This window comes from Aestuariimicrobium ganziense, from assembly GCF_015352975.1.
GTDB lineage: Bacteria > Actinomycetota > Actinomycetes > Propionibacteriales > Propionibacteriaceae > Aestuariimicrobium > Aestuariimicrobium ganziense.
Genome location: NZ_JACYIZ010000011.1, coordinates 1 through 19,483, shown reverse-complemented (window position 1 = coordinate 19,483; position 19,483 = coordinate 1). Strand labels below are relative to the sequence as shown.

At 69.1% G+C, this 19,483-nt stretch carries 19 protein-coding genes and 1 pseudogene; 3 read left to right on the top strand and 17 right to left on the bottom strand.

Annotated elements, in window-relative coordinates:
- Positions 1 to 881: 881 nt before the first annotated feature.
- A complete protein-coding gene (locus IE660_RS15200) occupies positions 882 to 2,162 on the top strand; it encodes a hypothetical protein (RefSeq protein ID WP_203569233.1) in 1,281 nt (426 codons plus the stop codon).
- Here the strand turns inward: IE660_RS15200 and IE660_RS16260 are convergent.
- The 14 genes and pseudogenes from IE660_RS16260 to IE660_RS15135 all read right to left on the bottom strand — a co-directional run bounded on the left by IE660_RS16260 (position 2,142) and on the right by IE660_RS15135 (position 15,484).
- Positions 2,142 to 2,684: a cation transporter gene (locus IE660_RS16260; RefSeq protein ID WP_328701993.1), complete on the bottom strand. Its 543-nt coding sequence runs from the start codon at positions 2,682 to 2,684 to the stop codon at positions 2,142 to 2,144. The two genes, IE660_RS15200 and IE660_RS16260, sit on opposite strands and share 21 nt — an antisense overlap.
- Positions 2,685 to 2,757: 73 nt before the next feature.
- Positions 2,758 to 3,126, bottom strand: a pseudogene (locus IE660_RS16255) (cation diffusion facilitator family transporter); the annotation flags it as partial.
- A 69-nt stretch (positions 3,127 to 3,195) separates the two neighbouring features.
- Positions 3,196 to 3,483, bottom strand: a complete 288-nt coding sequence (locus IE660_RS15190; protein ID WP_203569232.1) for a heavy-metal-associated domain-containing protein — start codon at positions 3,481 to 3,483, stop codon at positions 3,196 to 3,198.
- 65 nt (positions 3,484 to 3,548) lie between these two features.
- Positions 3,549 to 3,794, bottom strand: coding sequence for an SHOCT domain-containing protein (locus IE660_RS15185; RefSeq protein ID WP_203569231.1), 246 nt, complete (start codon positions 3,792 to 3,794; stop codon positions 3,549 to 3,551).
- 111 nt (positions 3,795 to 3,905) lie between these two features.
- Positions 3,906 to 4,526 (bottom strand): peroxiredoxin family protein, encoded by a 621-nt coding sequence (locus IE660_RS15180; protein WP_203569230.1) that lies wholly within the window; start codon positions 4,524 to 4,526, stop codon positions 3,906 to 3,908.
- Positions 4,527 to 4,531: 5 nt separating this feature from the next.
- Positions 4,532 to 5,509, bottom strand: coding sequence for a cytochrome c biogenesis CcdA family protein (locus tag IE660_RS15175; RefSeq protein WP_203569229.1), 978 nt, complete (start codon positions 5,507 to 5,509; stop codon positions 4,532 to 4,534).
- Complete coding sequence (locus IE660_RS15170; RefSeq protein ID WP_166233264.1) at positions 5,509 to 5,832, bottom strand: thioredoxin domain-containing protein; 324 nt, start codon at positions 5,830 to 5,832, stop codon at positions 5,509 to 5,511. The genes IE660_RS15175 and IE660_RS15170 overlap by 1 nt, the downstream gene beginning before the upstream one ends.
- A gap of 130 nt (positions 5,833 to 5,962) precedes the next feature.
- Positions 5,963 to 6,550 (bottom strand): DUF305 domain-containing protein, encoded by a 588-nt coding sequence (locus IE660_RS15165; RefSeq protein ID WP_235998153.1) that lies wholly within the window; start codon positions 6,548 to 6,550, stop codon positions 5,963 to 5,965.
- Positions 6,551 to 6,842: 292 nt separating this feature from the next.
- The gene (locus tag IE660_RS15160; RefSeq protein WP_203569228.1) at positions 6,843 to 7,187 is read right to left on the bottom strand and encodes a metal-sensitive transcriptional regulator; all 345 of its coding nucleotides are present in this window, start codon (positions 7,185 to 7,187) and stop codon (positions 6,843 to 6,845) included.
- Positions 7,159 to 9,927 carry a heavy metal translocating P-type ATPase gene (locus IE660_RS15155; RefSeq protein ID WP_207731161.1) on the bottom strand — a complete coding sequence of 923 codons (2,769 nt, stop codon included), beginning with the start codon at positions 9,925 to 9,927 and terminating at the stop codon, positions 7,159 to 7,161. Before IE660_RS15155 ends, IE660_RS15160 begins: the two co-directional genes overlap by 29 nt.
- Before the next feature lie 103 nt (positions 9,928 to 10,030).
- Positions 10,031 to 12,475 carry a heavy metal translocating P-type ATPase gene (locus IE660_RS15150; RefSeq protein WP_203569226.1) on the bottom strand — a complete coding sequence of 815 codons (2,445 nt, stop codon included), beginning with the start codon at positions 12,473 to 12,475 and terminating at the stop codon, positions 10,031 to 10,033.
- A 42-nt stretch (positions 12,476 to 12,517) separates the two neighbouring features.
- A complete protein-coding gene (locus tag IE660_RS15145; protein ID WP_203569225.1) occupies positions 12,518 to 12,835 on the bottom strand; it encodes a hypothetical protein in 318 nt (105 codons plus the stop codon).
- Between the two features lie 104 nt (positions 12,836 to 12,939).
- The gene (locus IE660_RS15140; RefSeq protein ID WP_203569224.1) at positions 12,940 to 14,436 is read right to left on the bottom strand and encodes a multicopper oxidase family protein; all 1,497 of its coding nucleotides are present in this window, start codon (positions 14,434 to 14,436) and stop codon (positions 12,940 to 12,942) included.
- A 325-nt stretch (positions 14,437 to 14,761) separates the two neighbouring features.
- On the bottom strand, positions 14,762 to 15,484 hold the full coding sequence (locus tag IE660_RS15135; protein WP_203569223.1) for a M23 family metallopeptidase: 723 nt from the start codon (positions 15,482 to 15,484) through the stop codon (positions 14,762 to 14,764).
- A gap of 180 nt (positions 15,485 to 15,664) precedes the next feature.
- On the opposite strand from IE660_RS15135, the gene IE660_RS15130 reads away from it, so the two are divergent.
- Together IE660_RS15130 and IE660_RS15125 are read left to right on the top strand one after the other, a co-directional pair.
- Positions 15,665 to 16,378 (top strand): response regulator transcription factor, encoded by a 714-nt coding sequence (locus IE660_RS15130; RefSeq protein WP_203569222.1) that lies wholly within the window; start codon positions 15,665 to 15,667, stop codon positions 16,376 to 16,378.
- Complete coding sequence (locus tag IE660_RS15125) at positions 16,375 to 17,502, top strand: sensor histidine kinase (RefSeq protein WP_324523417.1); 1,128 nt, start codon at positions 16,375 to 16,377, stop codon at positions 17,500 to 17,502. Before IE660_RS15130 ends, IE660_RS15125 begins: the two co-directional genes overlap by 4 nt.
- A 262-nt stretch (positions 17,503 to 17,764) precedes the next feature.
- Here the strand turns inward: IE660_RS15125 and IE660_RS15120 are convergent, their stop codons facing one another.
- The 3 genes from IE660_RS15120 to IE660_RS15110 form a co-directional block, all read right to left on the bottom strand.
- Complete coding sequence (locus tag IE660_RS15120) at positions 17,765 to 18,127, bottom strand: hypothetical protein (RefSeq protein WP_203569221.1); 363 nt, start codon at positions 18,125 to 18,127, stop codon at positions 17,765 to 17,767.
- 7 nt (positions 18,128 to 18,134) lie between these two features.
- Entirely contained in the window at positions 18,135 to 18,794 is a 660-nt protein-coding gene (locus IE660_RS15115; RefSeq protein ID WP_203569220.1) for a hypothetical protein, read from the bottom strand.
- Positions 18,787 to 19,483, bottom strand: a 697-nt coding sequence (locus IE660_RS15110) for a type IV secretory system conjugative DNA transfer family protein (protein ID WP_203569219.1), incomplete at its 5' end; no start/stop codon positions are given. The genes IE660_RS15115 and IE660_RS15110, both read right to left, overlap by 8 nt.

Below are 19,483 nucleotides of genomic sequence, written 5' to 3'. Positions count from 1 at the left end.
CGCCTCGCGCGAGGCCCGGGAGCACCGATCAGGGTGCGTCCCGGGCCTCTCGTCCGGGAATTATGGTGCTCCTTCGCCCCCCGTCCCGCGCTACAACGAGAAGCCGACGAAGCGATGGCAGCTTTCCTCCGCGACATCAAGGCCGCGCTGGACACCTCCGTCCTCACTGCCGCGAACACTGTCTGTCGTCCCATCGGATTGGTGAAACCAGAACTACACCAGATGCCGTTGATCGACACCCCCTCTGACTTCGATTCCCTTCCTGCCCAAGGACGACTTAAAGGTCTGCGCCCAGACCAGATCCGGGCTCTCCGGCTCCTGCAGCCATCACAGCACGGCTGGACGCTGAATCCAGCCGGGCGACCGCCCGAGCTATGGCGCACCTATCGGCCGGACTCGAGGCAGTGGAATCGTGGGAAACATCTCGTGGAGAGCGCAGCCTATTCACTGCATGGGCGTCCGAAGCAGACCCACAACCGGCGCTCCCAGAGGGCGTACGCTTCGAGGAGAAGGAAATCGACCCAGCCGGCCCACTGGCTCGGCCCAAGCGGTTGGCAAGCTTCACACTCGACAAGGACTCCGCCACCGCATCGTTCGCCGGAAACCCGAACGTTTCCTTCGACGTGATCTTGGATGCTGCCCCGTGGCCGGATAATCCTGATGACAACTTCTCCCAGCGCTCACACAGACTCGTTGCGATCACGAGCCACCTCATCGAGGGCCTGGAGCCGTCGGTGAGCGGGGGCTACCGCGTGGACCTACTCCGCGCCTTGGATCGAAGTATCCCTGCAGAGAAGGAAGAGACATGACTGCCCGTCAAGTTCAGCAACGTTGAGCGGGAGGCAGGCGCCAAGGCCGCCATCGCAGAATCCGACCGGAGCATGGCCACCTATCTGAACGAAGACGGCACACTTGTCTACCTTCGCCTTTCCGAGGGCGGCAGCGTCGTTGGACGTGAGATCGCACCAGCACGCGATCTGCTCGATTTCAATCAAGACGGGGCGGCCGTCGAGGAAGCAGTCAGGGCCGCTGCGGGCAGTTGGGGCCTGCGTGACCTCGTGCTTCGACCGAAGGTCTTCGCGAAGGGCAGCGGGATACGTGAGCTTGGCGACGGGACGATCATCGCTGGCCGACGAGGCATCAGTCTGCAAGTCAAGGCCAGAGCCGTCACCGGAGACACCCCGGCCAAGGCAACAAAGTGGATCCTGAAGAACGCGGAGCACGGGCTTAGACAAGCACGGGGGACGATCAGGACGGCGCTGAAGAACCCCGCCGTCGAGCTCACAAACCTTCGTGGACGCCCGGTCAGGATTCGGGGAAGCTCGGTGTCATGGATCCCCGTTGTGGTCATCGATCACCCCAACACGCCTCCGACCGGGGTTATCCCACCAACCGACCGTCAGGGCCCCAGCGTCGTGTTGACGCGGCGGGACTGGGAGTTTCTTTGGGACCAACTTCGTTCCGCAACGGCGATCGTCGACTACATTCATCGCGTCGCCCAGGAAGAGGAGCCACTTGAGTTGGGCTCGGAGAGCAATCGCTATCTCGACCTTGCAGACAAGGACGCAGAGGCGCCTCCGAGGAAGCTGCCAGATTGGATCCCCGAGACCGAAGCGGTTCGCACCAGCCTGCCACGACTCCCACACGGCCGCGCAGGATCAACTGATCCCTTCGGGCACTCAATTTTCCAGCAGATTCTCGAAGACATAGCAGACACCGACTTCACAGGAGCTGAATCAGACCGCATCATGCTTCTCTCCCACATCGACCGCATTCCTGTGGCGGCCAGGGCCGAACTGGGCAGGCTTCTGCTGCGGCGGTTGACCCGGTGCGCCGAAGCAGCGCCCTCGGCCCACCGGATGGACCACCGAGTCGTTTACCTCGACCACGGCGCTCTTCAACTCACCTTCACGACCATGTCTCAGTTGACCGACTTCCACTTGGACATCTACCGAACCTGGCTCGCTCTGCGCCGCCAGGACTTCCTGATGAAGTCCGGCGCACTCGGCCCGACCTACCCGTGGACAGTGGGCGTTCTGCTCACACCTCGTCCCGACGGCCCAAGGCCGTGGGACACCACGATGATCTCCACGAACGGACCGCCCGCATACGACTCGATCGACTATGCCCGGTATACCGAGCTATTCAAGCCCAACCTCTAGCGTGCGCCACCCCGCACGGCAGTGCCTTTTCTCCTCCCGCAGGGAACGCACGCAACTGCCGCCGTCAGTAGGTGTGTTGTGGCAGCCACCGGGTGAGGACGGGGAGCATGTTGTCTGGCTGTATTCCGCTCGTGTGTTCGGCGCCTGAAATGCAACAGCTGTCCCACGGTGGGCGCGCGGGTCACGCTGAGCATCGCGTCGTGGGGTCGGGTCCGTCCACGGACGGGAATCCACCCATGCAGCCGGGCGAGCCGGTTCGCGGAGAGCGAGTTGCACCCCGGCGAGACTAGCCAGGAGGGCAGACTGGACGTGCTTGTTCGCAGCCCCGGGGGACGCTTGACCATCAACCCTGTTCGAGCTCCGAACGATGGTGATCACCCGCGTCGCGATCAGGCCCGCGATCAGCAGGCCTGCCAGCGCGTCGATCCGTGTCCAGCCGGTCAGCGCGATCACGACCGCGCTCATGATCACTGCCACCGACCCGAGGGCGTCGTTGACGACCTCCAAGAAGGCAGCGCGCATGTTGAGGTTCGCACCGCGGCCCGAGCTGAGCACCAGCATCGAGACGATGCTGCCGACCAGCCCCCACGATGCCGAACACGAGCAGCCCGCCAGCGGCAACCTCCGCGGGTCCAAACAGTCGTCGAACACCCTCGACGACCGCATACACCCCCACCCCTAGCAGGACCGCGGCCTGGGCGCCAGCGGCCAGCACTTCGGCACGCCGCCAGCCCCAGGTGCGTTCGGGGGTGGGTGGGCGAAGGGCGAGGTTGGTGGCGATCAGCGCCATCAGCAGCCCCGACGCCGCCGTGAGCATGTAACCGGCGTCGACCAACAACGCGAGGCTGTTGGTCCACCACGCCCCGATGACCTCGGCGACCAGGATAGCGGCAGTGATCCCGACCACGATCGTGAGCTTGCTGCGATGGGTGCCCTGCGACGCGTGGGCGTGGTCGGCGCTCATGCTGGTGCTCTGTCCAGGGCGGGCCTCAGGGCAGGTGCGTGAACTCGGGTCCGCCAGCTTTGCTGTGGATCAGGGGAGATCACGAGCGAACGTCCTGTCCACGGGGGGCCGGCGGTGACTGCGGCGGGCGATGTAGTCGAAGCCGATCTCGTCGACCACGGCTCGGATGTCCTCGGCGCTCACGGCTTCCGCGGGGGCGATCGTGAGGGACGATTCACCCGCAGGCTCAAGGTCGACGGTCACCTCCCGAACCCCGAGCAGGTGTCGGACGCGCTCCATGAGCAGGACGAGGCAGTCCGGGCAGGTCAGACCGCCCACCCCGAACGTGCTGACTCTCCTGATCGTGGCCCTCGTCACGGTGCCCCCCTTGGGCGTAGTTCGTGGCATGTAGGAGGGCGGGGTCGGCGACCCCCCGGCAGGGTTCAGCGTTGGTCGTCGAGGATCCGTCGGCGCTGCTGGTAGTCGTCGGGTTCGATCTCCCCGCGGGCGAGGCGTTCGTCCAGCAGTTCCAACGCGGTCGGCCGCTCGCGCTGGGGCCGGGGCGCCTCGACGCGGCCGATCCTGCTGATGGCCCACACCAACAGAGCGATCAGGACGACGAGGATGAGCGTGCTGATCCCCATTCCCAACCACATCCCCCAGCCGATGTTGTCTCCCCACATCATCATTGGTTCCCTTCTTGAGCTGGCCTTGGGTCCATGGTGCTGCGTCGACGGCGTGCGCCCGTCTGCGGTCGGTCAAGATCGCCACAAGGTCGGCGGCGCAGCGTTCGCGCCCGTTCACAGCCGGCTGGTGGCTTCTTTCAGGAGCTCCGCAGGGTCGAGCCACATGGAGGGGTAGTTGCCGTGCCAGAGCTTGTTGCCGTCGGCGTCGATCAGGACGAAGCCGTGCCCGGGCAGGCCGGGGTGCATGCCCTTGTCGAGGGTGTCGTAGGCCTTCGAGACCGTGCCGTCGTCCAGCAGGTAGGGGGTGGTGACGCCGAAGCGGTCCAGGTCGGGCTGGATCTGGGCGGCGGTGTTCATCACGATGGGGAGCACGGTGATGCCGGCTGCGGCGAAGCCCGGCTCCTGCTCGATGAGGGCCATCTGCTGGGTGCAGGAGCCGCAGCCGGCGCCCTCGTTGAAGTAGAGAAGCACGGGCTGGCCGCGGTAGTCGGCCAGGGACACGGTGGTGCCCGCGGTCGTCGGCAGGGTGAACGCGGGCGCCTGGCCGGACGGGCCACCCTCGACGGGGCGGGCGCTCCACAGGCCGAACCCCACGAGGGCGACGACGAGCGTGGTCAGCAGCCCGGTCGCGATTCTGAACAGGCGGCGACGCTTGGTCTCCTTGGCTGATTCTCGTGCCCGTTGGTCTCGGAGCTGTTGCCGGCGGCTGATGGTGGTGCGCTGGTTGCTGGGCATGGTCGTCAGTTCCTCGCGGTGTCGTGGTCGGCGATCGGGTGGTCGGCGTCGGTCGTGCTGTGGCAGTGCGGCAGGGTGGGGTCGGCGTCGGCGTGCTCTTCGGCTCCCTGGCGCGCGTCGCGGCGGCGGTCGCGGAGCGTGGTCCACACGAACACCCCGGCCAGCCCCAACAAGGCGAGGCCGAGGACGGGCTCAGGGACCGGGGCAAGCCAGCCGAGGACGGTCTGAGCAGCTTGGGTGATCCAGTCGCCGGCGGCGAGCTGCACCCAGGTGCCCGACCCGGTCATCGTTGCGGAGCCTGCGAGGGTGATGACCCAGACGCCCATGCTGACGAACGCGCCCGCGACGAGCAGGTTGACGCTGTTGGTGTGCAGGCTGCGGCCGGCGACGGTCACCCTGATGTGCTTCGCCCGGCCCCAGCGTCGTTCGTTGAGGCGGGCGGCGTCCCACACGAGTGCCATGACGAGCAGCGGGATGACCATGCCGAACACGAACGCCAGCCCGAGGACCAGGCCGCCGAGCGGGTTGCCGGAGAGAGCGGACAGGGTCATCACGCCTGCCAGGACGGGGGCGCAGCAGCTGGACGCGATCCCGGAGAACACGCCGAGGCTGAAGAAGGTCGCCGTGTCGCCGCGGGTGGTGTCGGGGGCGCGCAGCATCGACGGCATCGACCACATCCGGCCGCTGAGGGCCAGCAGGCCGAGGCCGATCATGAGCAGGCCACCGGCCCAGTACAGGATCACGTGGTACTTGGCGATCGCACCGGCCAGCAGACTCACCCCGAGCGTGATCGGGACCAGGACGAGCGCCAGGCCTGCCGCGAAGACGAAGGTCAGCGGGAGGAGGCGCCACCGGTTGTTCTTGACCGCAGCAGCCAGGTACGACGGGGCGAGGAAGACGATGCAGCAGGGTGCGAACAGTGCCACCGTGCCCGCGAAGAAGGCGGCCAGGATGCTGCCAGTTGCCAGGAGTTCCGAGCCCATCACGAGGCCTTCCGTGCCGCGAGGGCGCGGTCGAGCTTGCGGCGTGGGAGGCGTCCGGCGCTGAGGAACGCGCCGTCGAGCAGCACGAGGGGGAACATGGCCGGGCGGTGTTGATGGAGGAGCTTCTGGCCCTGCGGTGATTCGGCGTCCACCTGGTCGAGCAGTAGCTGCCCTTGGGTCGCGCGGTTCAGGAGTTCCGTGTGGGCGTCCTCACAGAGGTGGCAGGCCTCTGCGGTTACCAAGGTGACCATGGGCGACGCGGCCCGGTCGGTCTGGTGGCCGACCCGGGCCCAAGTGTTGTTCGTAGTGTTCACGACGACCATGGTGGTTCCCCTCACCGGGGGGACCGGTCAAGGCAGCCTCAAGATCTCGTCTGGCCTGAGAACAGCATGTGCGGTCGTCCGAGGGCGAGGGGCCGGCAGCACCTGCCGGCCCCTCGCCACGGTCGGGTTCCTACGCTGATGCGAGCAATCCCTGCATCTCCTCGATCTCTGCTTCCTGGTCGGCGATGATCTTCTGCGCCAGCTCGATGGCTTGCGGGTCCCGGCCGTCGGCGAGTTGGGTCTGGGCCATCTCGATCGCTCCTTGATGGTGGGCGATCATCGAGGTGAGAAACTGCCGGTCGAAGTCGGCGCCCGATAAGCCTCGCAGCTCGGCCATCACCTCTTCCTGGCTTCTGCCGTCCATGTCCATGCCCGAGTGGTCCATCCCGGCCATGTCGCTGTCGGCCGGCATCGGATCCTCGCCCCACGCCGAAAGCCAGCCGCTCATGGTCTCGATCTCGGGGCCCTGAGCCGCCGAGATGCGTTCGGCCAGGGCCTGGACGTCCGCGCTCTGGGCCTGCCGGGCGGCGAGGTCGGCCATCTCGATCGCACCCTGGTGGTGCACGATCATCATCTGCGCGAACGCCGTGTCTGCCTCGTCGTGGGCGGCCGCATTGCTCGGGTTCGCTGACCCTGCTGTCGTCAAGGCTGGGCTGGGAGTGGCCGCCGGCGTGGCCGAGCACGCCCCCAGCATGGTCGCCGCTACCGCGGCGCCCATCACGATCGTGACCCACTTCGGTGTTGCTCATGGTTCTCCTGTTTCTCGCAGACAATCGGCCGCACCCCCGAGGGAAGCGGGGCACCCGCCGTCTTTCAAGGCTGCGCAACGAGGCAGAGATCGCCCAGATGCAGGACTGGCTGCAGGAGTGGTATGACCTGCCGGGCGGCCGACCGGTCGGCACAGCCTGATCGAGGCCCTGCCCCCGCGGGCGGCCCGACGGAGGCGTGACGCGCAAGGGCGGGGGGTCGCGTTCGCGACCCACCCGCCCTTTTCACACGCAGGACCAGCTTCAAGTGCGGAGCAGCCGTTCGACGGCCCGGAGGGCCTGCTCCACCTGTTCGGTCTGCTCGTCGGCCAGGGTGGTGGCTGCCCCCCGCTGCAGGCAGTCGCGGAGGTGTTGGTCGACCAGCAGCAGGGCTGCGGCTTCGAGGGCGTGGGTGACTGCGGCCACCTGGGTGAGGATCTCGATGCAGTCGGCGTCGCCGTCGACCATCCGGGCGATCCCGCGGACCTGTCCCTCGATGCGCCGCAGCCGGCCCAGCAGGGCACGTCGGGTCCGTGGGCCCGACGCGCTCCGCTGGGCTGCGGGTGTTGCAGCGCCCGGGTCAGTGGTGGCCGGCGCCGGAGGGTCCATGCGCGTAGCGGTGGGGGTCGGTGTCGAACGCGGCTGCGCAGTGGGTGGAGCAGAAGTGGATCGTGGTGCCGTCGTGGTCGCGGGTGGCGGCCGCGTCGGTCGGATCAATCTTCATGCCGCAGACCGGGTCGACGACCTTGGCGGTGGTGTCCTTCTTCTTGCCGAACAGGCCGAACATGGTGGTTTCCTTTCGTTGGGTGTGGTGTGAGGCTTCGACGCTGCCGCCCACCTCGACGAGCGGGTCGACGCCGGCCACCTGGGTGGTGGCAGCCAGTGGACGGGGGGTGAACCGGCGGAGCCGGTTCGCGTTGGCGACCACCGACAGCGACGACAGTGCCATCGCGGCGGCGGCGATGATCGGGCTGAGGGTGATCCCGAACGCCGGATAGAGCACGCCGGCGGCGATCGGGATGCCCAGGATGTTGTACAGGAACGCGAACACCAGGTTCTGTTTGATGTTGCGCATGGTGGCCCGGGACAGGTCGACGGCGGTCACTATGCCCACCAGTGCCCCCGAGACCAACGTGATGTCGGAGGACTCGATCGCGACGTCGGTGCCGGTCCCGATCGCCGACCCGACGTCGGCCTGGGCGAGGGCGGGGGCGTCGTTGATGCCGTCGCCGACCATGCCGACCACCTTGCCGTCGGCTTGCAGGCGCCGGACCTCGGCGGCCTTGTGGTCGGGCATGACCTCGGCGACGACGCGGGTGATGCCGACCTGGCGGGCGATCGCGGCGGCGGTGTGCCGGTTGTCGCCGGTCATCATCACGACCTCGATGCCGCGGGCCTGGAGGGCTGCGACCGCCGCCGGGGCGCCTTCCTTGAGGGTGTCGGCTACAGCAACGACGCCGGCGGGGTGTCCGTCGACCGCGACCAGCATCGCGGTCTTGCCTTCGGCGGCCAGCCGGTCGTGGGCGGCGAGCAGGACGGCCGCGTCCACCCCGAACGCGTCCAGCAGCCGACGGTTGCCGACCAGCACGGGCCGCCCGTCGACCCGCGCCATCACCCCTTGGCCGGTGACGGACTCGAACCCGTCGACCTCGGGCACAGCGAGCCCGCGCTCGGTCGCCCCGGCCACGATCGCGGCCGCCAGCGGGTGCTCGGAGGCGCGCTCGACCCCGGCGACAGCGGCCAGGAGGCGGTCCTCACCGCCGTCGGTCACGGGGATGACGTCGGTGAGGGCCGGGACGCCGCGGGTCAGGGTGCCGGTCTTGTCGAGGATGATCGTCTGCAACTTGTGGGCGGTCTCCAAGGCTTCGGCGGAGCGGATCAGGATGCCGTGCGCGGCCCCTTTGCCGGTGCCGACGGTGATCGACATGGGAGTGGCGAGCCCTAGGGCGCAGGGGCAGGCGATGATCAGCACCGACACGGCGGCGACGAGCGCGAAGATGAACACCGGCGGCGGGCCGACGAGCACCCAGGCGACGAAGGTCCACACCGCGATCACGATCACGGAGGGCACGAAGTAGCTGGACACCTGGTCGGCGAGCCGCTGGATGGGCGCCTTGGAGCCCTGGGCTTCGCGGACCAGCCTGATGATCTGGGCCAGCAGCGTGTCGGCGCCGACCTTGGTGGCCCGGTAGCGCAGGGCGCCGGTGGTGTTGATGGTGGCGCCGATCACGGTGTCCCCGACGGACTTGGTGACCGGCATGGACTCGCCGGTCACCATGGACTCATCGATCGAGGAGGAGCCGCTGGTCACCTCGCCGTCGACCGGGAGCTTCTCCCCGGGACGGATCAGCACGATGTCTCCGACCCGCACCTCGTCAACGCCGACCTCGAGTTCGGCACCGTCGCGTTCGACGCGCGCGGTGCGGGGCTGCAGCCCGATCAGGGCACGGATCGCCTCACCGGTGCCGGCCTTCGCTTTCGTCTCGAGCAGCCGCCCGAGCAGGATGAGGGTGATGATCACCCCGACGGCCTCGTAGTACACATGCCGCAGCGCGTCGGGCAGCAGCCAGGGCAGGAACGTGACCACCAGGCTGTAGCCGAAGGCGGCAAACGTGCCCAAGGTGATCAGCGAGTTCATGTCGGCGGTCCGGTGCGACAGCGCCTTCCAGCCGGTCCGGTGGATCGGCCAGCCGGTATAGAACATCACCGGAGCGATCAACGCCAGCTGTAGCCACGGGTTCATCAGGAACTCGGGAACCCACATCGCCTGGAACAACTCCACCGCCATCACCGCGACCAGCACCGGCGCCGACAGCACCGCACCCACCAGCAGGCGGCGGGTCAAGTCGCGGATCTCGGCGGCACGCTCAGCCTCCTCCGACTCCGCGTCGGGGGCGGTGCGGCCGGCCGCGGTCGTTCCGTCCACCGGCCGGGAGGCCTGCTCCACCACGGTGCCGCCGCCTTGGGTATCGGCCGGGGGGCTCCCGCTGACCCGGACCACCCCGGACACCATGTTCATCCCGCACGCAAAGCGGTACTCCCCCGTTTCGGTGGGAAGGAACTCGACCGCCGTGGTCCGGAACGCCGGCAGCGCTGCGTTGACCTTGAAGTCGGGCATGACCACCCGCGAGGTGCACTCACCGCTCTCCTGCCGGTCGAACAGGAGCCTGACCGGTACGCCCGGGCGGACGCCCTCGATCACGTCCGGGATGTAGCCACCGTCCACGGTGACCCGCACCACCTGGACGCCGTCCTCCAGGCTCACCTGTCCGGCCCGCTTCGGACCGAAGAAGAACCACCACAACAACCCGGTGACCACCAGTGCGCCGCCGATGACGAGCCAACTCATCACAACCACCTCACCTTGTCCTGATACCCCCCAGGGGTACCGCTTCTGGTGTCAGGTTAGGTGGGTCTCGTGTCCGGATCGGCAGGATCGGATCAAGGTCGCGTCAAGATCCCGACGCAGCCTGCGCGGCCGGGGTGCCTGGTCGGCGGTGGTGCTCGTCAGGAAGCCGCAACCGCTTCAGCAGCAGGGCGTTGACAGCGACGATCAGGCTGGAACCGGACATCGACAGCGCAGCGATCTCTGGCCGTAGGGTCAGCCCGACGCCGGCAAACACGCCGGCCGCGATCGGCAGGGCGACCACGTTGTAACCGACCGCCCAGCCCAGGTTCTGCCGCATCTTCCGCAGCGTGCCACGGCCGATGGTCAGGGCGGTCGGCACGTCGAGGGGGTCCGACCGCATGAGGACCAGGTCGGCCGTCTCGATCGCCACATCGGTGCCCGCCCCGATCGCGACCCCCACGTCAGCCTGGGCCAGAGCAGGGGCGTCGTTGACACCATCACCGACCATCGCCACCACCCGCCCCTGGCGTTGTAGATCGGCCACATGGGCGGCCTTGTCGCCGGGCAGCACGTCCGCGATCACGGTGTCGATCCCCAGCTGGGCGGCGATCCGCTCCGCGGTCGCCTGATTGTCCCCGGTCAGCATCACCACCTGCACGCCCTGGTCGTGCAACGCCGCGACCGCCCGGGCGGAGGTCTCGCGGGGGGCGTCCGCCAACCCGATGACCGCCACGATGCGGCCGTCCACCGCTCCGAACACGGCGGTCTGGCCCTGGGCGGCGACCCGCTCGCGGATCGGCCCCGCCGCCGACAGGTCGACACCGAGGGACTCCATGAGCCGCCGGTTTCCGACCGCAACGTCCAGTCCGTCGACGACGGCGGTGGCCCCGTGGCCGGGCACGTTGCGAAACTCGGCAGCCTTACGGGTCGCGACGCCGAGGGCGTCGGCATGGGTGACCACGGCGGCCGCGAGCGGGTGTTCGGATTCGCGCTCCACCGCCGCGACCAGGTCGAGGTGGGGGTCGCCCCCGACGGCGATGACCTGGGTCACCTCGGGTTCGCCGCGGGTGAGCGTGCCGGTCTTGTCCATCACCACCGTGTTGACCTTCGCGGAGGTCTCCAGGGCGGTGGCGTTCTTGAACAACACTCCTCGCTTGGCGCCCAGACCGGTGCCGACCATGATCGCGGTCGGCGTCGCCAGTCCGAGGGCGTCGGGGCAGGTGATGACCACCACCGTGATCGCGAACAGCATCGCCGTCTGGACCGACGCGCCGGCCAGCAGCCAGGCCCCGAACGTGAGCCCTCCTCCGATGATGGCCACCAGCACCAGCCAGAACGCCGCCCGGTCCGCGAGCCGCTGGCCGGGGGCCTTCGAGTTCTGCGCCTGCTGCACCAGCGCGACGATCTGCGCCAGGGCGCTGTCCGCGCCCACCTTGGTGGCCTCCACCCGCAGCGTCCCCGTGGTGTTGATCGACGCCCCCACCACCGCTGAACCGACCGTCTTGTCGACCGGCAAGGACTCCCCGGTCACCATCGACTCGTCCACCTCGGAACGGCCCTCCCGGACGACGCCGTCGACGGGCACCTTCGCGCCGGGACGGACCAGCACCAGGTCGCCGACCAGCACCTCGCTGGTGGGCACGTCGGCCTCGACCCCGTCACGAATCACCGTCGCCATCGGCGGCGCCAGGTCCAGCAACGCCCGGATGGCGTCGTTCGCGCCGCCGCGGGCCCGCATCTCGAACCAGTGCCCCAACAAGACGAACGTGGTCAGCACCGCGGCCGCCTCGAAGAACACCTCGCCACCACCGGTGAGCGTGACCCACAGGCTGTACAGCCACCCGGCGCCGATCGCGATCGCGACCAGCACCATCATGTCCAGCGTTCGGTTCCGCAGGGCGCGGAAAGCCCCGTCGAAGAAGATCCAGCCCGCGTAGAACACCACCGGCAGCGACAACACCAGGGCGAACACCTCGTCCCGCAACCCGAACGGCGCCGGCAGCCCGAAGCCGAGCATGTCGCGTCCCATCGGGGAGAACAACGTGATCGGCACCGACAGCACCGCCGCGACCAGGAACCGGTTGCGCATGTCGGCGACCATGGCGTCCATCGACATCCCCCCATGACCGCCATGACCCATCGCGTCATGCGGCGAGATCACCACCCCCGCGGCGTGGCTCGCCGCCTGGTCGTGCCCCCCATGACCGTGCGGCACCGTGGTTCCGGGGCCGCCGTGCCGCGCGTGGGCGTCCGGGGCTGCGTGCCCCCCGGGATGACCTGGCGGTTCGATGCGGGGAACGCACACGTGGGTGGGCTGTGACTCGCCGGCACAGTGGTAGCCACACTCGCGCACCCAGCCCTGAAGTTCGGCGACGTCGGTCCGCGTCGGGTCGAACGTGACGGTCGCCGTCTGGGAGATCGCGTTCGCGTCGACCGCCAGCACGCCTGGCCGGGTCAGGAGGGTCTGTTCGACGCCGTGGGCGGTGGTGGCCCAGTGCAGGCCACCCACGTGCAGCACGACCGACTCGGCGGTGGAGTTCAGGTTCATCACATTCTCCTGTCAGGGCGGACGGGCGTGGGGGTGCCGGGGTCAATGCTTGTGGCCGCCAGCGGAGCCCTGGTTCATGAACAGCATCATCGCGCCCATCATCGCCATGCACAGCAGGGCGTAGCCGATGGCGCCGCCGCCCGCCGCCCCGGTGGCGACGAGGAATCCGACGACAGCCAGCATCGGGGCGCACATCAGCAGGTGCATCCACCACCGGTGCCGCACGGGCTGGGCCGTAGGGGCCGGCTGCCCAACGGGCGGTGCCGGGGTGGTCGGCGCGAACGGGTCGGCGGCGAACCGGTCGTACGGGTCGCTGCCGGCCGGCGGGATGGCGCGATGGTCGGCGTGGTCGTGATTCATGGCAGGGACTCCTTGGCGTCGGTCGGATCGTTACACCAACGAGGCTGGTCGACGAAGGTCGGGTCTGGTTGTGGGAACCGTCAAGGTCGCGTCAACGTTCCCGCTCAGCCGCGGTAGAGCAGGCCGATCATCATCCCGGCCTCGGCGTGGTAGATGTTGTGGCAGTGGACCATCCAGTCGCCGACGTTGTCGGCGTCCAGCTCGAGCGCCATCGACTGCATCGGCGCCAGAAGCACCGTGTCCTTCCGTAGCCCTGTCGGCAGCGCGAACGTGTGCCCGTGCAGATGCAGGGGGTGGGTCATCATCGTCATGTTCATCACGTTGAGCCGCAGCCGTTGCCCCTCACGCACGGTGAGCGGCTGGTTCTGCCCGAACGGGGCCCCGTTGATGCCCCACCGGTACGGGCTCATCGACCCCTCCAACGACATGTGCGCGGTGGCGTCCGGCGATCGTGAAGGCAGCCTCACCGACTCGTGGGGACGCAGGTCGGTGGCCAGCAGGATGCGCCCGGCCAGTTCGGCGGGCGACACGTCGGGGCCGGGGGCCTGACCCGAACCGGTCCTGACCAGGGCCAAGCCCTGGCCGCCCTCGGTCTTGCCGAACGGACGAGCCACCAGGGGGAACACGCCGTCGTCGAGGGTGACGAGGGCGTCGTAGCGCTCGCCCATGCCGAGGTAGAGGGCGTCGACCTCCCGCGGTTCCACGGGGAAGCCGTCGCCGTGGGTCACCGTCAGTCGGTGGCCGCCGAGCGCGACCGTGAAGATCGTGTCGGACGCCGCATTGATGAGCCGGATCCTGACGCGCTGGCCCGGCTTGGCCTCGAACGTGGCGGGTGCGGTGGGGACGCGTCCGTTGATCAGGAAGTAGGGGTAGGTGACGTCGCCGGCATCCCCCCACGGTTGCGGAGCGTTGCCGCCACCGTGACCGCCGTGGTCCATGCCACCCATCCCACCCATGCCGCCGCTGGGGGCAGGGCCCCCGTCGGCGATCAGCTTCGCGAGGACGTCGTCGGGGGTGCGTCCGGTGCCGTCGACCCAGTCGTCCAGCACGACCACCCACTCGGCGTCGTAGGCGCCCGCCTCGTTCGGGTCGTCGACGATCAGGGGGGCGTACAGGCCGCGGTCGAGCTGGACGCCGACGTGCGGGTGGAAGAAGTACGTGCCGGGATCCGGAGCGGTGAACTCGTAGGTGAACGACCCGCCGGCCGGGACCGGGTCCTGCGTCATGCTGGGGACACCGTCGGCCTTGTTGTGCAGCCGGATCCCGTGCCAGTGGATGGTGGTGTCCGCGGGCAACTGGTTGTCAAGACGTATCCGGAGGAAGTCACCCGCGGTAGCCCTCACGAGCGGACCGGGCGCGGTGTCGCCGTAGGCCCAGGTAGGGACGGTGGGTCCGCCGAGGTCGAGGGTCACAGGCTTGGCGGTCAAGACCTGCTCGACGATCCGTTGCCCGGGTCTCGGGGTGGCCGGCGGGAGCGTCGGCATCGGGCCAGACGCGGAGGGGACGGGGCCGGCGGCCGGCGCGGAGGTGCAGCCCGTCAGGGCGGCGGCGCCGAGGCCGAGTCCGCCGAGCAGGAGCGTGCGTCGGGACATGCCAGTCATGGGTGCCTTTCGATGGGTGCTATTCGAGACGTTGAGGAGGAGTCGGTCCGGACCGGCGGCTCGGCCGAAGCCCGAGGCTGCGAGCGCCCGGCGGTGGCGTCGTTCTCGGGTACGTCGCGGAATCCCTGCGCCGGCGTGTTCCCGCCCGCCAGGAACAGCGCCCGGATGCCCATCAGGACCACCGCCCAGAAGCCGGCCATGCCGACGAGCATGAGGACCCACATGCCCCAGCCCATAGCAATCCCCTCTCCTGACGTCCTGCCACTGTGGCCGCCTGCTGTGGAGTCGCCGTGTGGCGCAGGTTCAGGTTCGGTCAAGATCGCGACTACTTCGTGAGGTAGGCGAGCGGGTCGCTGCCCGCGCCGTCCTTGTAGAGGCTGAGATGGAGGTGGCAGGCCGTCGACAGACCCGTCGAGCCCACCGTGCCCAACCGTTGCCCGGTCTCGACCCGCTGGCCGACCTTCACCGCCACGTCGCCCATGTGCAGGTAGGCCGTCTCCAGTTCGGCGCCGCCGACCGGGCCGTGGTCGATCCGGACATTGTGGCCGGCCCCACCATTCGACCCGGATCGCTCCGCCCGTGTGACGACGCCGGCGCGGACCGCCACGATCGGCTGCCCGCAGGCCCCGCCGATGTCGGCGCCGTTGTGCAGCTTGCGCGTCTTCAGGATCGGGTGGACGCGGTACCCGAACCCGCTGGACACCCCACCCGCGGTGGGCCACACGAAGGCCTTCGAAGCAGCCTCGGCCGCCTTCGCCCGCTCAGCCTCCCGCTCAGCCTCCCGCGCAGCCAGCTGCCGTTGCTGCGCAGCGACATCGGAGAGCCGCTGCGTCTCCCGGTCGATCGCCTCCGCCGTGGCTTCCAGTTCAGCCTGCCGCTCCGCCACCGCCTTGCGTGCAGCGCGGGCGTCGCCCACCGCTGGGCCTTCCGGCAGCATTGCATCCCCCTGCCTGGTCACGCGAGTCTCGCCGCGGCTGGTCTGCACGCCGCGCAGTTCCGCCACGGGCAGCGGGGCGCCCACGGCGTCCGGACGCGGCACCGCGGCCACCGAGTGGCCGCACCCAGACCGACCACCCCCACGCCGGCCTCGGGTCGAACACGGGCTTGACTCAGCATCCCGGCGTTGCCTCACCGTTCGACCGGGATCGTCTCAAGATCGCATCAAGACCCGCCCGGGAGCCCGACCCAGCTCACCAGTGCTCAGCGGGTCGCGGCCATACTGGCTGACATGAACAGCGAAGGTGCACAGCCGACCAAGGTGTTGGTCGTCGATGACGAACGCGCACTCGCCGCCGTCATCGCGTCCTACCTCACCCGGGCAGGCCACCACGTCACTCAGGCCCACACCGGTCCCGACGCCGTCACCCAGGCGAGGGCCGAGGACCCCGATGTGATCGTGCTCGACCTCGGGCTGCCCGGGCTCGACGGCATCGAGGTGTGCCGCCAGATCCGCACCTTCTCGGACTGCTACATCCTGATCCTGACCGCCCGCGGGGACGAGGTCGACCGGCTCATCGGATTGTCCGTGGGCGCCGACGACTACCTCACCAAGCCCTTCAGCAACCGGGAACTCGTCGCCCGCGTCCAGACCGTGCTGCGGCGCCCCCGCAGGCCACCCGCCGCCACCCCCGCAATGGAGGAACACCGCGTGTTCGGCGACCTGCGCATCGACGCCGCCGGCCACGAAGTCTGGATCGCCGACCACCCCGTCGCGCTCACCCGCACCGAATTCGACATCCTCGACGTCCTGTCCGCCCAACCCCGCGTCGCACTCAGCCGCCGCCAACTCATCGACACCGTGTGGGACACCGCCTGGGTCGGCGACGAACACGTCGTGGACGTCCACGTCGCCAACCTCCGCAAGAAACTCGACGACGACCCGACCGAACCGCGCTACATCACCACCATCCGCGGCGTCGGCTACCGGATGGGACGAGGGTGACCCGCCTGCTTGAGGCGATCGCAGCGTGGCGGCTCGGCACCAGGCTGTTCGTCGCCCAAGCCATCGTCCTGTTCGCCATCGTGGCCAGCGCCGGCCTGACCGCCGCGATCATCGGGCCACCGCTGTTCCACGCCCACCTCCTGGACACGGGCCACCCGCCCGACTCTCCCGAGATCGTCCACATCGAACGCGCCTTCGCCGACGCCAGCATGATCTCCCTCACCGTCGGGCTGCTGGTCGCGCTCGCCGCCTCCCTCGGGATCTCGTGGTACCTGACCCGCCGCATCGGCCATCCCGTCGAGCTCCTGACCCAGGCGGCCGGCCGGCTCAGCCGTGGCGACTACGACGCCCGGGTCACCGTCACGGGCGGCGGCCCCGAGTTGAGCACCCTGGGCGACACGTTCAACACCATGGCCGACCGCCTCGGCGACGTCGAGAACACCCGCCGGCGCCTCCTGTCCGACCTGGCCCACGAAATGCGTACCCCCATCGCCACCCTCAACGCCCACCTCGAAGGGATCGCCGACGGTGTCCTCACCTGGGACGACAACACCCAAGCCGTCGTCGAGCAACAAGCCCAACGCCTCACTCGGCTCGCCCGCGACCTCGACGAGGTGTCCCGAGCCGAAGAAGGACGCATCGAACTCCAGACCAGCGTGCAACCGCTCACCGATCTGGTCGAGCCGGCGATCCGTCAGGCCAGGCACGCCTACGACACCAAAGGCGTCACCCTCACCGTCCGAGTCGACGACGTGCCGGTCCGAGCCGACCCCCAGCGCGTCGCCCAGATCCTCGGCAACCTGCTCACCAACGCCCTCCGACACACCCCCCAGGGGAGACGAGTCGACGTGACGTCAACCTCGACCCCGGACGCCGTGACCATCAGCGTCGCCGACACAGGCCAAGGCATGACCGCCGAACAACTCGCGCACATCTTCGAGCGCTTCTACCGCGGCGACGCCGCCAGGGAGGCCGACAAGGGCGGATCCGGCATCGGGCTCACCATCGCCAAAGCACTCGCCGAAGCCCACGGGGGCAGCCTCACCGCCACCAGCGACGGGGAGGGCACCGGCGCCACCCTGCGACTCACCCTCCCCAGGGAAACGCACCAATCGGGGCGGTGAGGGCAAGACCGTGACACCCGCTCCTCCGCTGTGGACGCTGACCGGACAGCCGCTCATTGCGCCGGCGTCACGCCCTCGTCCGGGTGGCCTGCGAGCTGACGCCAAGCCGTCCGCGTCGTCCAGGAGACAGTAGGCAGAACGTCCGCTTCCATATGACACCCGGCACGACTCCGGGCCGAGGTCCACAGGTCGGTCATCAGGTATTTCTGTGCTTGTTCAGAATGGGCCCTTTCCCGCAAAAGGGCGGGGTGTCGCGCGGGGCTCACTTCCCCAAAGCCAGCCGCAGCGAGCGGCGATTCAGGCCCGTTCGCTCGGCGATCACCGTTTCCGCAACCCTAGCATCCGCAGTAGCGATGACCGCCCCCGTCAGCCGACCCATGGCCTCCCGCTCAGCCACGCGCGCCCGCGACCACTCCTGTGCGAGACCCTCCAGCTTGTCATCGCCCAGCAGCACCCTGATCGCGCCACTCATGGCCTCCCCCATCATCTCCTCGTCGGGATGCTGTCCGTGGTCCCGGCCCGGGTAGCGGGCGGCGATCATGTCGATACTCCGCTCGAAGTCCTCGCGCTGGTCCCTGGTCAGCTCGGTGTCGCCGAGCCAGGCGCCAAGCTCGTAGGGCTGCATGGGGGGGTCATCGGAGGATCTCCCCGGTGTCGGGGTCGACCTGGCTGCCGTCGACCAAGCGGAGGTTGGGGCGCGCTGTCGGTTCGGCCAGGAGGGCGGCCCGGTGGTGCTCGGCGAGTTGCTGGGTGAGGGTGGTGACGTCGCTGCCGTAGGCGCGCAGGCGGGTGTCGAACTCGTTCATGAGGCGGGCGTGGCGGCCGCGGGCGGGCCAGCTGGGGTGGCTGTCGTCGCACTGGTTCTTCAGGCGGGCTTTCATCCGGTCGATGAAGGCGGGGACGGCGTAGCGGTGCCAGTCCTCGAGCAGGTCGCTGGTGGTCGCGATGCCGGCACGCCGGCGTTGGTCGGCGAGCACGGCAATCTCGTGGACGAGGTGGGGGTGCTGGGGCCAGCAGGAGGGGATCATGCCGGCGTTGGGGTCCCACATGTACTCGCGGTTGAACCAGACCACGAACTCCTCCAGCCAGTCCCACACTTCCTGGCGCAGGAGCGGGTCCTGGCAGGTGGCCGGGTCCCACGGGCGCGGGAGCAGGGCCGGGTCGCCGAGCATCTCCTTCTGCTGGGCGGTGCCCTCTGCGGCGAGGTAGAGGTCGCGGTAGGCGACGGCCAACAGTGGGGTGTTGGGGGTGGGGAACGTCCACACCAGTGACTTGTCCGGTGTCCTATCCATCGTGGTCGGCCGCCTCGGTGAGTGCGTGCCGGCGGGCGTTGGCCAGGGCGGCGAGTTGGCGGGCCTCGATGGAGACCTCGTCAGCACGCGCACGCTCGACGATGGTGCGGGTGGCGTCGAGTTCGGCCAACAGTTGGCGTCCGGTCTTGCCCTCGATGCAGCGCGACAGCTTGGCGATGATCGGGGGTGCGTTCTCGGGGACGACGAGGGCCTGCTTGGTGGGGATCTGCCGGACTTCCTCGGGTTTGAGGATGGCCATGTCCTCCCCGCTGACGCTGCGTCCACCCTTGCCGCCGGTCTGCCAGGTGGTGCGGGCGACGCGGACGCTGCCGACGAGTTCGGAGATCTCTCGGTTGAACCCGCCGTCCTTGCTGCCGCCGAACATGACCAGCACGTTGGTCAGGCCGAGCAGGGCGCGGGCTTCCTGCTCGCCGTACAGGGCGGCGAGCTGCCGCCACGTCTGTGCAGCCCAGATGAACGAGATGCCCAACGCGCGTTCGTTGGCCATCCGGATGCGGAGGGTGGGCAGGGGTGCGGTCGAGGGCAGCTCATCGAGGCAGGCCAGCATCGGCGGGCACAGCTTGTTGTGCTCGCTGGCCGTGGCGAGGGCGAGGGCGGTGTCGAGGACGTGTTCGGCCAGGGCGGTCATCAGCGGGCTCGGCCTGCTCAGCAGCGGCAGCATGGCCCAG

Coding starts and splice junctions, on each gene's coding strand:
- IE660_RS15200 (WP_203569233.1), top strand. CDS start 882: ATGGCCACCTATCTGAACGAAGACGGCACACTTGTCTACCTTCGCCTT.
- IE660_RS16260 (WP_328701993.1), bottom strand. CDS start 2,684: ATGCGCGCTGCCTTCTTGGAGGTCGTCAACGACGCCCTCGGGTCGGTG.
- IE660_RS15185 (WP_203569231.1), bottom strand. CDS start 3,794: ATGATGATGTGGGGAGACAACATCGGCTGGGGGATGTGGTTGGGAATG.
- IE660_RS15180 (WP_203569230.1), bottom strand. CDS start 4,526: ATGCCCAGCAACCAGCGCACCACCATCAGCCGCCGGCAACAGCTCCGA.
- IE660_RS15175 (WP_203569229.1), bottom strand. CDS start 5,509: ATGGGCTCGGAACTCCTGGCAACTGGCAGCATCCTGGCCGCCTTCTTC.
- IE660_RS15170 (WP_166233264.1), bottom strand. CDS start 5,832: ATGGTCGTCGTGAACACTACGAACAACACTTGGGCCCGGGTCGGCCAC.
- IE660_RS15165 (WP_235998153.1), bottom strand. CDS start 6,550: ATGGGCGCCGCGGTAGCGGCGACCATGCTGGGGGCGTGCTCGGCCACG.
- IE660_RS15160 (WP_203569228.1), bottom strand. CDS start 7,187: ATGGACCCTCCGGCGCCGGCCACCACTGACCCGGGCGCTGCAACACCC.
- IE660_RS15155 (WP_207731161.1), bottom strand. CDS start 9,927: ATGAGTTGGCTCGTCATCGGCGGCGCACTGGTGGTCACCGGGTTGTTG.
- IE660_RS15150 (WP_203569226.1), bottom strand. CDS start 12,475: ATGAACCTGAACTCCACCGCCGAGTCGGTCGTGCTGCACGTGGGTGGC.
- IE660_RS15145 (WP_203569225.1), bottom strand. CDS start 12,835: ATGAATCACGACCACGCCGACCATCGCGCCATCCCGCCGGCCGGCAGC.
- IE660_RS15140 (WP_203569224.1), bottom strand. CDS start 14,436: ATGACTGGCATGTCCCGACGCACGCTCCTGCTCGGCGGACTCGGCCTC.
- IE660_RS15130 (WP_203569222.1), top strand. CDS start 15,665: ATGAACAGCGAAGGTGCACAGCCGACCAAGGTGTTGGTCGTCGATGAC.
- IE660_RS15120 (WP_203569221.1), bottom strand. CDS start 18,127: ATGCAGCCCTACGAGCTTGGCGCCTGGCTCGGCGACACCGAGCTGACC.
- IE660_RS15115 (WP_203569220.1), bottom strand. CDS start 18,794: ATGGATAGGACACCGGACAAGTCACTGGTGTGGACGTTCCCCACCCCC.